The organism is Streptomyces araujoniae (assembly GCF_050871195.1).
Taxonomy (GTDB): domain Bacteria; phylum Actinomycetota; class Actinomycetes; order Streptomycetales; family Streptomycetaceae; genus Streptomyces; species Streptomyces bacillaris.
Genome location: NZ_CP194070.1, coordinates 2,597,580 through 2,610,726 on the forward strand (window position 1 = coordinate 2,597,580; position 13,147 = coordinate 2,610,726).

Sequence of the window (13,147 nt, forward strand, 5' to 3'; positions counted from 1 at the left end):
AGTGGCGCGTGTGACGATCGAAAGCATGATCGCCTCGCTCGTGGCTCTGCTGCCCACCGCCGGTACGCACACCTCGACCCTGTACGCCGACTGGGCGGCCGCCCACGACCCGGGTGCGGCCGGGGCCGCCCGTGATCTCACCGCGGACATGGGCTCCGAGCTGGCGCGCTCCCGGACGAAGCCCGGCCGGTTCGTGGACCGGATGGCTGCGCGGGCACGGCAGTTGCCGCCCGCGCATCTGCCGTGGTTCTGGGACACCGTGGGCCACCGGCTGATCGGTTACGGGAGCCGTCCCGCCGGGCGGGCCTACGGCGCGGCGCGGACGGCGGAGGCCGGGCACGGACTGCCCGTGGACCCCGCCTACCGCCGGGCCAACGCACTGCTGTTCGCGGCGGGCGGGGCCATGCTGGCCAAGGAGTTCGGCGCCCATCAGCGGTTTCTCGCAGAGACGCTGGAGCCGACCGGGGCGCACACCGCGCTGGAGGCGTTCCTGACGGCGTGGGCCGGCTCCTCCGGCGACCTCCCGGCGGATCTCGTACGCCGGGTGCGGGCCTCGGCCAAGGCGGCCGGGGAGGGGGACGAGGAGGTCGCCCGGCTGGTCGGCACGGTCCTGTCGGTGGCCCGCGAGAAGTCGGTGCCCGACGCGCTGCTGACCGCGGCGGAGCCGTTCCTGGCGGCCCATCCTCCGGCGGACCCGGTCGCGGCGGGGCTGGTGGAGGTCTTCCCGGCGGGGGCGACCGACGGCGGGGCGTGGCTGCGCCTGCTGACCGGCTGCGGGGCGGCCGAGGCGCTGGTGAGCGGCCGGGTGGTCCCGGAGGGCGGGCTGTCCCGCTGGGTCGGCCACTTCGCGCACATGTACCTGTACACGCCCGCGTCCGGCGGCGGGATCACCCGTCAGCCGCTGCCGCCGGACTTCCTCGACCTGGTGGGGCGGCTGGGCCCCCGGCTGAGGGCGGCGGGCGCTCCGGTGACGCTGCACACGACGCGCTACCGCCACCAGACCCTCGACGCGGACGCGCTGGACGCGGTGCTGGCGACCGGGGTCCCCGTGGTCGACCCGGGTGCGCGGGTGAGCATCCACTTCTGGGGCGAGAGGTCGCGACGGGACCTCGCCGCGCTGGCGGCCGACCCGGTGTTCGGCCCCCGGCTGGAGGGGACGGTCCACGCGCGCCTGCGCCCGGGGGCGTTCTCGTCCCGGCCCCGGCGGCCCGGCTCGGCCGTGACCCTGCTGCCGGGCAACGAGGGGATCGCCCGCACGGTGGCCGAGCGGGCGGGCAGGCTCCTCGACACGGTCGGGGGCGGCGGTATGGCCGGGGCCGAGGAGGCCATGGGCGGGCTGGAGACCCTGCTGGACCGCCCCACGGTGACGGCCCTGGGCGGCATCGTCGACGCGGTGGCCGGGGCGGGGGTGGCGGGCGCCCTGCACCGCTCCCTGACGTCCGGCCTCCCGGAGGAGCTGGCCTGGCCGGAACTGGAGGCGGTGTACGAGCAGTTCGCGACGGAGGGCGAGGGGGCCGGGGCGCAGGGAGCCGGGGCCGAGGGAGCCGAGGCGGAGAAGGCCGAGGCGGCGAGGGCCGGGGCGGAGGCACGTGCAGCGGGCGCCACCGGAGCCACCGCAGTGCCCGGGACGGTCGGTGCGCCCGGGACGGGCGATGCCCCCGGGGCGGCCGGTACCCCCGGGGCGGGCGATGGACCCGGGATGGGTGCCGCCGGGGTGCCCGGTGCATCCGGGGTCGTCGGGGTGACGTCCACCTGGCCGGTGCTGACGGTGTTCGGGCGGGACCGCGCGGTCGCCGTGGCCCCGGACGGGGTGCGCGGCTCCTGCCGGTTCGCCGTGCCCGAGGAGGCGACCCTGTTCGCCGTCCATTACGTGGGCGGGTCCTTCCTGGTCAGCTGGACCCTCGCGCCGAACCCGTACAACGGGAACACGGCCTTCTGGGCCGACCGCCCCGACGAGCCGTTCACGCCGGAGGAGACGGGCGGCCTGGTGCCGTTCGGCGAGGGCCTGCGCGGGGCGTACGGCTTCCAGTTCGAGAGCGCCGACGGGGGCGGGCGGCACAGCGGCGGCCATGTCCTGCGCCCCGGTGGCACGGAGGGCATCGACCGGGACGAGTCGCAGCTCGGTGACGGGGCCCGGATCTGGACCAACTGCGCCCGCGGGGGACGGCCGTGGGAGGTGGTGCACTCGGTCACCGGCGAGCGCCGGGGAGCGAGGCCGCTGCCGGACTTCCCGGGCCGCCCGGCGAACGCCGCCCCGGCCTCCGCCCTGGCCACTCCGGCCTCCGCGCCGGCCAACGCCCCGGCCGGCCCGGCCACCGCCCCCACTGCTCCGGCGACCGGTCCGGCCGCCTCTCCCGGCCCGTACGGTACCGCCGAGGAGGGCATGTCCCTGGCTGTCGATGCGCTGCAACTCGCGCCCCTGCCGGCCCCGTTGACGGACTCCCCGCTGGGCAGCAAGGACGGTCTGATCGGGACCCGGGTGCTGTTCCGCACCCCGCACCACGACCGTGTGCCCGACCGGTTCCTGGTGGAGAGCGTGGACGGGCGGACGGCCCGGTTCACCGCCGACCGGCGGGGCGAGCGGCCCTGGGCCCTGTGGTCACCGCCGGAGGGCGCAGTGGAGGATGTGGTCCTCACCGACGCGCGGACCTCGGCGGGGGTGCGCGCGTACGCGGCCGACGGCACCCTGCTGTGGGAGCTGCATGGCCCCCGCTCGCCCCGGCAGCCCGAGGCGCCCTCGGACCGGACGATCACCCGGCCCGGAGGTGTGGCCCTGCCCCCGGCCTTCTGGTATCTGCTGCGCACCCGGGACGCGGCCGGGTCCCGGGCGCTGCGGGCGGTGCGGCCGCAGACGGCGGACGCCCTGCTGACCGCCGCGCTCGACGGCACCGAAGCCCTGCGCGCGGCCGTGGCACGGGAGTTGCCCGAAGTCACCGACGCCGTGCTGGTGGCGGCCGTCGTGGCGGTGGCCGGGCGGGCGGCCCGGGTGGAGGAGCGGCGCCGCGCCCTGCACCGGCGCGTCTCCCTCCTGGCCGAGGCGCCGCCCGCCCTGCCCCGCCGGTCCGTGCCGGACACCGAGCTGCTGCCCGCCCTGTCCGGGCTGATCGAGCGGCGGGAGCGCGATCCGTGGCGGCGGGCGCCCGACGAGCCCCTTCCGGCGACGCTGAACGCGCTGGCCGCCGACGGCGCGTGTCTGGCCGGGGCGATCGGGGAGGAGGTGCGCCGGCTCTCCCCGCCCGCGCCCCCGCACGACTGGTCCCGGCTGCTGGGCGCGGTGGACGCCGTCGCGTGGCGGGCGGCCGTCGCCCCGACCCCGGCCCCGGAGCGGGCCGCGCTGCTCGCCCTTCTGGACACCTGGGCCGACGCCCCGTTCGCCCGCGCGGGCGGCCGATGGTGGGTGGGGACGGCTGCCGCCCCCGAGGACCTGGACGGGCTGCGGTCGGGCGGCAGGGCCGTGGCGTCCGCGGCGGTACGGGGAGGCGGCGCGGCGCACTGGTTCGTCACGGAGGCCGCGCTGGATCCGTCCGAGGGCGGCGAAGCCCCGGACCGGGCCGAGGACGCGGCCGTACCCGCCCGGCAGGACCGGCCGGTGACGGAGGTCGACCCGGAGGCCCGCCTCATCACGGTCGGACGGGACGACGCCGCCCGGCTCCGGGCCCTGGTGGCGGCGGTCGACGAGCGGGGGCCCGTCCCGCTGCCGGAGTCCGCGGCGGCGCGTTTCGCCGGACTCACCGGCGTACGGCGGCCCGTGGCGCGGCTGGTGCTGGCGGGGCTGACCGGCGGCGCGGACCGGGAGGCGGACCGCGCCCAGCTGCGGAAGGCCCCGTACAGGGCGACGCCGATGACGGTCGAGTCGTACCGGCGGCTGCTGGAGCGGCTCGGGGAGAGCGGCCGGCGCGCGGTGCTGGCGGCGGCCCTGCCGGACGACCCGGCGGAGCTGTGGCGGCGGGGCGGGACGGAGGCCGCCGCCGAGCGGATGGCCGGGGTCTGGCGGGAGCTGGTCGGGGAGCGGCCCGCCGTGCACGACGAGGCGGCCGACACCCTGGAAAACGCTCTCGGCCTCTCCGAGGTGTGGGCGCGGCGGCTGGCGGGCGGTTACGGGGCGGCCGACGACGGGATCGTGGAGGCGGCGGGCTGGGAGCTGGTGTCGACCGCGTACAGCTACGGGGTGACGGTGCGGCCCGTGCCGCCGCCCGGCGCCGAGCCGCCCTACGGCACCCCCGTGGGCCTCGCGCTCGGGGAGATCGCGAGCGCGCTGGTGTGGGCGTGGACGGACCGGCCGGTGGGTGATCCCGCGGTGGCCGGGGCGGCTGCGCTGTACGAACGGCTGCGGGAGGAACTGGCCCGCCCAGGACTGCTGCTGAAGCTGGAGGGCGGCCGGGTCCAGGACACCACGGACCGGATGGCCGAGCGGTTCGGGCCCGCCCGGCTGCCGGTCGCGCCGGGCCGCCGCAAGGACGACGGGACCCCGGCGCCGACGGCGTACGACGGCGGGCCGTTGGTGGTCTGCGCGCCCGGCGGCGTCTCCTTCCTCCGGCCCACCGCCGTCACCGGCCCGGAGGTGTGGCGGCGGCTCCGGGAGGTCACCGGCCTGACCGGCGCGCTGGACCGGGTGGCCCCGCTGCTGCCCGGCGGCGGGCTGGAGCGGATGCTGCGCCGGTCCCGTTCCGGGGCGGTGCCGACGGGAGCGTACGAGGCCGACCCCCGGCACTCCTGCCCGGAGCTGGTCGAACGGGTCGCGGAGGAGCTGGGGGTGGGCACGGACGCGGCAGCGCTCCACCTCCAGCTGGCGACGCTGGCCGCCCCCACCGACCGCAACGTCCGCCGCTGGAACGGCTGGTCGGCCGAGCAGCACCGGCAGGCCGCGGCGGAGCTGCTCGCCACGGACGCGGTGGTGGAGGCCAAGCGGGCGCGGGCGGGCCGGACGCTCTTCCTGCCGGGCGACTGGACGGAGATCGGCGCCCCGCACCTGCCGCTGGAGAAGGCGAAGCTGGCGACGCACGCGGTGTGGCCGCTGTACGGCGACCGCGTCGTCGCCCCGTTCGTACGGATCCTGCCGACGGCCCCCTTGCACGAGATGTTCACGGAGGCGTGGGAGCGGCGATAGGCCGAGCGGGGCGGGGCGGAGCGGTCGCCCGAGGGGCGGTCACCCGGGGGGAGAGCGGCCACCCGGGACCCCCGGGGAGCACCCCGGCGGGGGAGCGGCCACCCGGGCGGCATCAGCAGGAGAAGTGACCGTCAGGAGACAGCGGTAACCGGGGGAACTGCCGCAGGGAGAAAGGCCGTTCAGAGCCCTCCGGCCCCCTCCGCCCCTCCCCCCACGAGGTTCGCGCCCGACACCAGGGCGCGGGCGGTGTCGGCGAAGTACTGCTCGTCGGCGTCCGGGGCGAGCCCCAGCAGGACGCCCTGGCTGAGGAACCTGGCGCCCCGCAGAACGGCCGGGACCCGGCGCCGCACAGAACGGGAGGGACCTGACGCCCCGCAGAACCGGCCGGACCTGGCGAACCCCGCAGAGCGGGAGGGACCTGACGCCCGCAGAACGGGCCGGACCCGGCGCCCCGCAGATCGGGAAGGGCCTGACGCCCCACGGACCACACCGGCAGCAAGGGCCCCCTACCCCCGCTCCCCCACCCGTCCGAACACCGGAGCGAGCACCAGTTGGGCCGCGCCCTCCGCGACGGGCCGGTCGCCGCCGTCCGCGACGGTGACGGTCACATGGGCGCCGCCCGCACCCCGGGCGGCCCGGTCGGCGATCACGGCGCGGACGCCCCGCACGTACGCGTCCTCGTCGGCCGCCACCGTCCGCCCGCCCAGCACGACCCGGTCGATGTCGAGGAGCCCGACCAGGTTCGCCGCGCCCGCGCCCAGGATCCGGGCCGCCTCCGCACGGTCGCCGCGGGCCTCGGCGGCCAGGCAGAGGGCCTCGATGCAGCCGCGCCCCCCGCACTCGCACAGGGGCCCGTCGAGCTGGAGGGTCTGGTGGCCGAACTCGCCCGCCCCCGTCCGCGCACCCCGGTGCAGCTCGCCGCCCAGGACGAGCCCGGCGCCCAGCCCCGTACCGAGGTGGAGGTAGGCGAAGTCACCGCACGGCTCGCTCAAGGAGACGGTCAGGGCGGCGGCGTTGGTGTCCTTGTCGACGGTGACCGGCAGCCCGGTCCGCCCGGCCAGCGCGTCACGGAGCGGGAAGCCGTCCCACCTCGGGAAGCCGGTGACCCGGTGGAGCACGCCGTCCCGGTGGTCGAGCGGCCCCGGCACGGCGACGCCCACCCCCAGCACCGGCTTGTGCGGCTCGGCGGCGCGCAGATCCCGTACGGCGTCCGACGCCGCGCCGAGCACCCGCTCCGCCGGGGCACCGAAGTCGAGCGGAGCCGTGGTCACCGCGACCGGGCGGCCCGCCAGGTCGACCAGGACGGCGGTGAGTCCGTCCCGGTCCAGATGGAGGCCGACGGCGAACTGGGCGTCGGGAACGAGCCGGAGCACCGTACGCGGCTTGCCGCCCGTGGAGGGCCGCAGCCCCGCGCCCACGGCCAGTCCCTCCGCCCGCAGCCGGGCGGTGATCTTGCTGACGGCCTGCGGGGTGAGGCCGGTGCGCTCGGCCAGCTCCAGCCGGCTGATGCCCTCCGTCCCGGCCTCCCGCAGCAGGTCCAGGACCAGGGCCGCGTTGTGGTGGCGCACGGCGGGCAGGCCTACTCCGGCCTGGGCCTTCGTCAGGCTCCCGTTCACGGTTCGCTCCTCTTCACCACCCTATTGTGCCGGTCGCTTGCACTTTGGCAACAGCGTTGCTTAAGTGGAAGGCATGGTTGCCGACGCCCCGTTCCCGGGCTCCCCTCTCCCCGACGCCCGCCCCGGTGGCGCTCCCCTCCGCGTCGCCCTCGTCGGCTACGGCCTGGCCGGTTCCGTCTTCCACGCCCCGCTGATCGCCGCGACCGAGGGCCTGGTCCTCGACACCGTCGTGACGGCGAACGAGGAGCGCCGGGCCGAGGCCCGCGCCGCGTACCCGGACCTCCGGTTCGCCGCCTCGCCGGACGAGCTGTGGGAGCGCGCGGACGAGCTGGACCTGATCGTGATCGCCTCCCCGAACAAGACGCACGTCTCCCTCGCGACGGCCGCGCTCACGGCGGGCCTGCCGGTGGTCGTGGACAAGCCGATCGCCGGGACCGCCGCCGAGGCGCGCGAGCTGGCGGCCCTGGCCGAGGAGCGCGGCCTGCTGCTCTCGGTCTTCCAGAACCGCCGCTGGGACAACGACTTCCGCACCCTCGCCGCACTGGTCGCGGGCGGCGAGCTGGGCGAGGTGCAGCGCTTCGAGTCCCGCTTCGAGCGCTGGCGCCCGCAGCTGAAGGGCGGCTGGCGCGAGTCGGGCGACCCGGAGGAGATCGGCGGACTGCTGTACGACCTGGGCAGCCACGTCGTCGACCAGGCGCTGGTCCTGTTCGGCCCGGCGGCCTCGGTCTACGCGGAGTCCGACGTACGGCGTCCGGGCGCGGCTGCGGACGACGACACGTTCATCGCGATCACGCACGCCGGCGGGGTCCGCTCGCATCTGTACGTCAGCGCCACCACGGCCCAGCTCGGCCCGCGCTTCCGGGTGCTCGGCTCGACGGCGGGCTATGTGAAGTACGGCCTGGACCCCCAGGAGGCGGCCCTGCGCGAGGGCAAGCGCCCCGGGGCGACCGAGGATGAGCCGTGGGGCGAGGAGGTGGAGACGCTGTGGGGCCGGATCGGCTCCGGCGAGTCCCCGCTGACCGGCGGCGGCACCCCCGTCCGTACGCTGCCCGGCGCCTACCCCGCGTACTACGCCGCCGTCACCGCCGCCCTGCGCGGCACCGGCGAGAACCCGGTCACCGCACTCCAGGCGGCCGCCGCCCTGGACGTCCTGGAAGCCGCACGCCGCTCGGCCCGCGAGGGCGTCACCGTCACCCTGCCCGGACACCTCCCCCACGAGGAGCAGCCCGCCCCATGACCACCACCTCCCCCACGATCTCCGAGCTGATCGCCCAGGAGCGCCGGCTCACCCTCCCGCACTTCTCCTACGACGACGCGTTCGCGCTGGGCAGCCTGCTGGTCAGGCTGGCCCGGGAGCGGCACGCACCGGTGGCGATCGACATCCGGCGCGGGGCGCAGCAGTTGTTCCACGCGGCGCTGCCCGGCTCCAGCGCGGACAACGACGCCTGGATCGACCGCAAGCGGAAGGTGGTCGAGCGGTACGGCGAGAGCTCGTATCTGGTCGGCACCCGGTTCCGGGCGAAGGGCACGACGTTCGAGGAGTCGTCCCGCCTGGACCCGGACACGTACGCGGCGCACGGCGGTTCGTTCCCGATCGCGGTGGAGGGGGCGGGCGTGATCGGCACGGTCACCGTCTCGGGGCTGCCGCAGGCGGAGGACCACGCGATGGTGGTGGAGGCGCTGGAGCAGTTCACGTCGACGCCGGCGGGCTGAGAAACCGCGGGAGGAAGGGGCACCGCCACCCGCGCACAGCGGCGTACGGCGGACGCAGCCGCGCGTACGACCGGGTACGGCCGCGCGTACGGCCGGGTACGGCGGCGGCGCCCCTCCCCTCGTCCGGGCGGGCCTACGCGTCCTTCAACTCCTGCCGCTGCCGGCCGAGCCCGGCCACCTCCAGCTCCACCACGTCCCCCGCCTTCAGATACGGCTTGGGCTCGGGCTGTCCCATGGCGACCCCGGCGGGCGTACCGGTGTTGATGACGTCGCCCGGGTAGAGCGTCATGAAGTGGCTGAGATAGCGGACGACTTCGCCCACCGGGAAGATCTGGTCGGCGGTGGTGCCGTCCTGCTTCAGCTCGCCGTTGACCCAGAGCCGCAGCGGAAGGGCCTGCGGGTCCGCCACCTCGTCGGCGGTGACGAGCCAGGGACCGAGCGGGTTGAAGGTCTCGCAGTTCTTGCCCTTGTCCCAGGTGCCGCCGCGCTCGATCTGGAACTCGCGCTCCGAGACGTCGTGGGCGGTGGCGTACCCGGCGACATGGGCGAGGCCCTCCTCGGCGGAGGCCAGATAGCGGGCGGTGCGGCCGATGACGACGGCGAGTTCGACCTCCCAGTCCGTCTTACGGCTGCCGCGGGGCACGAGCACGGTGTCCTCGGGCCCGACGACGGTGTCGGGGGCCTTGAAGAAGAGGATCGGCTCCGCCGGGATGGCCGCCCCGGTCTCGGCGGCGTGGTCGTGGTAGTTCAGCCCGATGCACACGATCTTGCCGATGCGCCCGAGCGGTGGCCCGATGCGCAGCCCCGCAGGATCGAGGGCGGGCAGCACGGCGGGGGTGTCGGCGGCTGTCCGTACCCGGGCGAGGGCGGAGGCGTCGGCGAGCAGATCGCCGTCGATGTCGGGGACGATTCCCGACAGATCACGCAGAGTCCCGTCGCGGTCGAGAAGCGCGGGGCGCTCGGCGCCCGCCGTACCGACTCGAAGCAGCTTCAACGGTCCAACTCCTCTTGTTCGAGGTGGGGCCCTCCGGCGGGTTGCGGCCGGCGAAGGGCTTGTCTGATCCTCCAAGAGCCGGGATCACTCCGCAAGACCCCGTTCACACACTGGACCGCCCCACCGGCGGCCGTGATCCGGACGACCGGGCTACCGGCGGCGGGGACACCGGAAGCCGGCATACGGACGGCCGGGACACCGACGGCCGGAACTACGCCGCTGTGGCGACGGCACCACCGGCGGCGGCCGTGTCCCGGTCGCGGTACACGTCCCGGTAGAGCCAGGCCCGTTCGGCGGCGCTCCATGCGGTGGTGGTGACGACGTACAGGGCGGCGGCGAGCGGGACGACGGCGACGGTGATCAGGGTGGCGAACGAGAGCAGCGGCATCATCTTCGCCATCGCGCCCATGCCCGGCAGGGGCTGCCCGTCGGGGCCGGTGGCGGGGTTCACGGGGTTGGCGGCCATCTGCCGCCTGGTGAGCCGGTAGCTGAAGGTGGCGACGGTGAGGACGAGCGCGAAGAGCCCCACGTAGACCAGGCCGTTCCCCCCGAGGACCCCGCCGGCCGCGAGGGCGTCGTGCCAGCGCCCGCCGAGGGGAGCGCCGAGGATGTCGTGGCTGAGGAGCGCGTTGGGCTCGCCGCCGATGGAGCCGCTGGAGAACAGGTGGTAGAGGAGGAAGAAGGCAGGCATCTGGAGGAGGCTCGGCAGGCAGCCGGAGAGCGGTGAGACCTTCTCGGCGGCGTGGAGTTCCATGATCGCTTTCTGCATCCGCTCGGGGTTCTTCCCGTGCTTCTTGCGCAGTTCCGCGATCTGCGGCTGGAGCCGGGTCCGGGCCTTCTGCCCGCGCGCGGCGGCCCGGGAGAGGGGGTGGACGGCGAGCCGGACGAGCGCGGTGAAGAGGACGATCGCGGCGGCGGTGGAGGCGCCGTGGAACAGCGGCTGGAGCAGGTCGGCGAGGGAGCCGACCAGATGGGCGAAAGCGGACATGAAGGCGGACATGGGTGAGCCCTCCGGGGGTCTCGTCGTGCCGGAAGAGATACGCGGCGCGCGGGGACGCACGGGTTCACGCGGTACGTGCGAGCGACGCACGGGATACGGACGTGCGGTGCACGGGATACGGGCGTGAGATGCGCGTGGGGCGCGTGCTGCGCTCGGTGCATGGCAGGACGACCGGCGCGGAAGGGCGCTCAGGGGGTGATGCGGGTGGTACGGGGAGAGTGTGGGAGGAGCGCCCTAAACGGCGACGGCGGCCGTCGGAAGGCCGTACCCGGGGGCTCGCGGCCTGGTACGCCCGCGGGCGTCGGGGTCGCGTTGGGGCAGGAAGGCGGTGCGCTTCTCGCGGTCCCTGATCGCCGTACGGACCCGGGTGCGGGGCACCGGGGGCGCGCAGCGGGCGCTGATGACGGAGCAGGCGAGGAGCGCGGAGCCGGCCGCGGCGGTGGCGGCGAGCGCGACGGCGGCGGAGAGGCCACCGCCCTCGGCGAGGACCACCTGGGCGACGAGGAGAACGAGGAGGCCGACGGGCCGGAGGACCCGGGCGAAGGCGCCGCGCAGGGACTCGGCATCACGCATGGATGGCTCCTCCCGCACTCGTCACTCGTACAACGTCCTTGAATTCGTTATACACGATGATCGCCCCGGACCGGGACGGCCGCCGACCGGCTACCGGGGCCGCATGGCGGTGAGCTTCCCCCACACGACGAGCCGGTAGCGGGAGCTGAACTCGGGGGTGCAGGTGGTGAGGGTGAGGTAGTACCCGGGCTCGCCGTACCCGGCGGAGGTGGTGACGCCGGAGCGCGGCACGGGCGCGATGACCCCGCTGTCGGAGGGTGTGGTCCGGGCGAGTCTCTTGTCGACGGTGTACGTGTAGACGGCGTCCCGGGTCTCGACGGTGATCCGGTCACCGCGCCGTAGCCGGTCGATGCGCCGGAAGGGCTCGCCGTGGGTGTTGCGGTGCCCGGCGAGCGCGAAGTTCCCGGCCTGCCCGGCCTGGGCGGTGCGGGTGTAGTGCCCGACGTACCCGCGGTCGAGGACGCCGCCTTTGCCGGTGCCTTCGGCGACGGGGGCGGTGAGGCCGATGCGAGGGATGCGGAGGACGGCGTAGGCCTGGTCCCAGCGGGGGGAGGGGGGTTCGCCACGGGGAGCGGCGGAAGAGGAGGGACCGGATCCGGATCCAGCTCCCGGTGTCGGTAAGGGCTCGGTCACGGCCCCGGCTCCGGGTTCCCGCCCGGGCGAGGACGGGGACAAGGACGGGGGCGCGGGTGCCCTCCACTCCCTCTCCAGAGCCTGGACGGTCCGCCCGGCGTCGTCGCGGGCGAGCCGGTTGGTCCACCACAGCTGGTGGGCGACGAGGAGGAGCAGGACGACGCCGAGGCTGACGACCACCTCGGCGAACCCCCAGAGCGCACGGACGAGAAGTCGCCGCCGCACAGCACCGCCTCCCTCCCCCTCCCGCACGAGCGGCGCGGCAGGGACACCCCCGTGCCGCTCCCACACGGCGGGCAAGATAGACCCGTCCTCCGGAACTCTCCATACCTTTCCGCCGATTCCCCCCACTCCTCCCCTCCCGTTCCCTCTCCGTTTCCTCCCGACTTCCCTCCTGTCGTCGCATCCGTCGCCGCCTTCCGGTCCTGGTTGCGGCCTCTTCTCCCGGGGGCCGGGCTCCGGCAGTACCGTGTGATCCATGCGCCCCGACACGCCTGCCGACCACACCACCGAAGCCGAGCGCCTGCTGCGCACCGCGGCGCAGTATCCGGAGGACCGGGAGCCCCTGGTCCTGCGGGCCGCGGCCCATCTCGAACTGGCCGGTGACCGCGCCCGCGCGAGCACGCTCTACGACGACCTGCTGGCCGCCCCCGAGTCCGCCGTCGAGAACCCGCACCTGATCAAGGCCCTGAAGGCCGCCAACCTCTGGGAGTACGGGCACGAGGCCGAGGCCCGGGCCATCATCGAGGGCATCCGTGCCGCGGCCCCGCCGGACGCGGCACCGTGGCAGGTCGCCGCCGAGACCCTGGAGGCGCACGACGAGCTGGAGTCGGCGCACGACTTCTTCTCGACCGCGCTGACCCTGCTGCTGGCCCCAGGCGAGGAGGTCCCGTACGCCACGCAGTCCCTGCTCACGGGCCGCCACCGGGTACGCCGCCTCCTCGCCCTCCCCCACGACGCCTGGGACGAGCTGGCCGGCGCACTGAACACGGCCCCGGTCCCCCTGGACGAACTCCACGACCCGAAGCGCCTGTGGTCGCTGGGCTCCTCGGACCCGGCGGAGCTGGCGGCGGAGATCACCCGCCTGCGCGCGGAGCTGGGCACGTACCGCACGGCGCTCTCCCGCCCGTTCCCGGTGGCGGTGCTGCACTGGCCCAAGGAGGAGCTCCGCGAACTCCTCACCGCCTACCCCGACTTGACCGAGGAGTACGTGGACCACGCGACGCACCTGTCCCGCCTGGAGGCCTCCCTGCGCGACCTCCACGCGGCGGGCACCCCCAACCTGGGCATCGTCACGGGCACGGTCCCCTCGTACGAAGCCTTCGCCGCCTCCGAAGCCACCTCCCCCACCACCACCGCCCTCCTCCCCCAGTACGCCACCACCCTCGCCGCCCGAGGCCGCGCCACCCCGTGGCCCCCGTCCCGCACGGCAGCCTGCTGGTGCGGCTCGGGGGAGGTCTACGGGGTGTGCCACGGGGGCGGGTGACGCCTCCCGGACACCCTTGGCAGGG

The 13,147-nt window shown here is 75.7% G+C and carries 9 protein-coding genes and 1 pseudogene; 4 read left to right on the forward strand and 6 right to left on the reverse strand.

Annotated features, from left to right (window positions below; genetic code table 11):
* The first annotated feature begins 25 nt into the window (after positions 1-25).
* Positions 26-5,107, forward strand: a complete 5,082-nt coding sequence (locus tag ACQ9ZG_RS10975; RefSeq protein ID WP_499280393.1) for a hypothetical protein — start codon at positions 26-28, stop codon at positions 5,105-5,107.
* 179 nt (positions 5,108-5,286) lie between these two features.
* Here the strand turns inward: ACQ9ZG_RS10975 and ACQ9ZG_RS10980 are convergent.
* Positions 5,287-5,415 (reverse strand): annotated as a pseudogene (locus tag ACQ9ZG_RS10980) (TetR/AcrR family transcriptional regulator); the annotation flags it as partial.
* A gap of 198 nt (positions 5,416-5,613) precedes the next feature.
* Entirely contained in the window at positions 5,614-6,723 is a 1,110-nt protein-coding gene (locus tag ACQ9ZG_RS10985) for an ROK family transcriptional regulator (protein WP_109915735.1), read from the reverse strand.
* Between the two features lie 73 nt (positions 6,724-6,796).
* Between ACQ9ZG_RS10985 and ACQ9ZG_RS10990 the strand changes: the two genes are divergently transcribed.
* Complete coding sequence (locus ACQ9ZG_RS10990; RefSeq protein ID WP_109915736.1) at positions 6,797-7,960, forward strand: Gfo/Idh/MocA family oxidoreductase; 1,164 nt, start codon at positions 6,797-6,799, stop codon at positions 7,958-7,960.
* On the forward strand, positions 7,957-8,436 hold the full coding sequence (locus tag ACQ9ZG_RS10995) for a heme-degrading domain-containing protein (protein WP_018488662.1): 480 nt from the start codon (positions 7,957-7,959) through the stop codon (positions 8,434-8,436). Before ACQ9ZG_RS10990 ends, ACQ9ZG_RS10995 begins: the two co-directional genes overlap by 4 nt.
* A 133-nt stretch (positions 8,437-8,569) precedes the next feature.
* Here ACQ9ZG_RS10995 and ACQ9ZG_RS11000 read toward each other — a convergent pair whose 3' ends face one another.
* The 4 genes from ACQ9ZG_RS11000 to ACQ9ZG_RS11015 form a co-directional block, all read right to left on the reverse strand.
* The gene (locus ACQ9ZG_RS11000; RefSeq protein WP_084995358.1) at positions 8,570-9,430 is read right to left on the reverse strand and encodes a fumarylacetoacetate hydrolase family protein; all 861 of its coding nucleotides are present in this window, start codon (positions 9,428-9,430) and stop codon (positions 8,570-8,572) included.
* A gap of 211 nt (positions 9,431-9,641) precedes the next feature.
* A complete protein-coding gene (locus ACQ9ZG_RS11005) occupies positions 9,642-10,430 on the reverse strand; it encodes a YidC/Oxa1 family membrane protein insertase (protein WP_109915737.1) in 789 nt (262 codons plus the stop codon).
* Positions 10,431-10,664: 234 nt separating this feature from the next.
* On the reverse strand, positions 10,665-11,003 hold the full coding sequence (locus ACQ9ZG_RS11010; RefSeq protein ID WP_070201356.1) for a DUF6412 domain-containing protein: 339 nt from the start codon (positions 11,001-11,003) through the stop codon (positions 10,665-10,667).
* 90 nt (positions 11,004-11,093) lie between these two features.
* A complete protein-coding gene (locus ACQ9ZG_RS11015; RefSeq protein WP_109915738.1) occupies positions 11,094-11,861 on the reverse strand; it encodes a class E sortase in 768 nt (255 codons plus the stop codon).
* Positions 11,862-12,114: 253 nt separating this feature from the next.
* Between ACQ9ZG_RS11015 and ACQ9ZG_RS11020 the strand changes: the two genes are divergently transcribed.
* Positions 12,115-13,122: an SEC-C domain-containing protein gene (locus tag ACQ9ZG_RS11020; RefSeq protein ID WP_109915739.1), complete on the forward strand. Its 1,008-nt coding sequence runs from the start codon at positions 12,115-12,117 to the stop codon at positions 13,120-13,122.
* The last annotated feature ends 25 nt before the right edge of the window (positions 13,123-13,147 follow it).

Coding starts and splice junctions, on each gene's coding strand:
- ACQ9ZG_RS10995 (WP_018488662.1), top strand. CDS start 7,957: ATGACCACCACCTCCCCCACGATCTCCGAGCTGATCGCCCAGGAGCGC.
- ACQ9ZG_RS11005 (WP_109915737.1), bottom strand. CDS start 10,430: ATGTCCGCCTTCATGTCCGCTTTCGCCCATCTGGTCGGCTCCCTCGCC.
- ACQ9ZG_RS10990 (WP_109915736.1), top strand. CDS start 6,797: ATGGTTGCCGACGCCCCGTTCCCGGGCTCCCCTCTCCCCGACGCCCGC.
- ACQ9ZG_RS10975 (WP_499280393.1), top strand. CDS start 26: ATGATCGCCTCGCTCGTGGCTCTGCTGCCCACCGCCGGTACGCACACC.
- ACQ9ZG_RS11010 (WP_070201356.1), bottom strand. CDS start 11,003: ATGCGTGATGCCGAGTCCCTGCGCGGCGCCTTCGCCCGGGTCCTCCGG.
- ACQ9ZG_RS11020 (WP_109915739.1), top strand. CDS start 12,115: ATGCGCCCCGACACGCCTGCCGACCACACCACCGAAGCCGAGCGCCTG.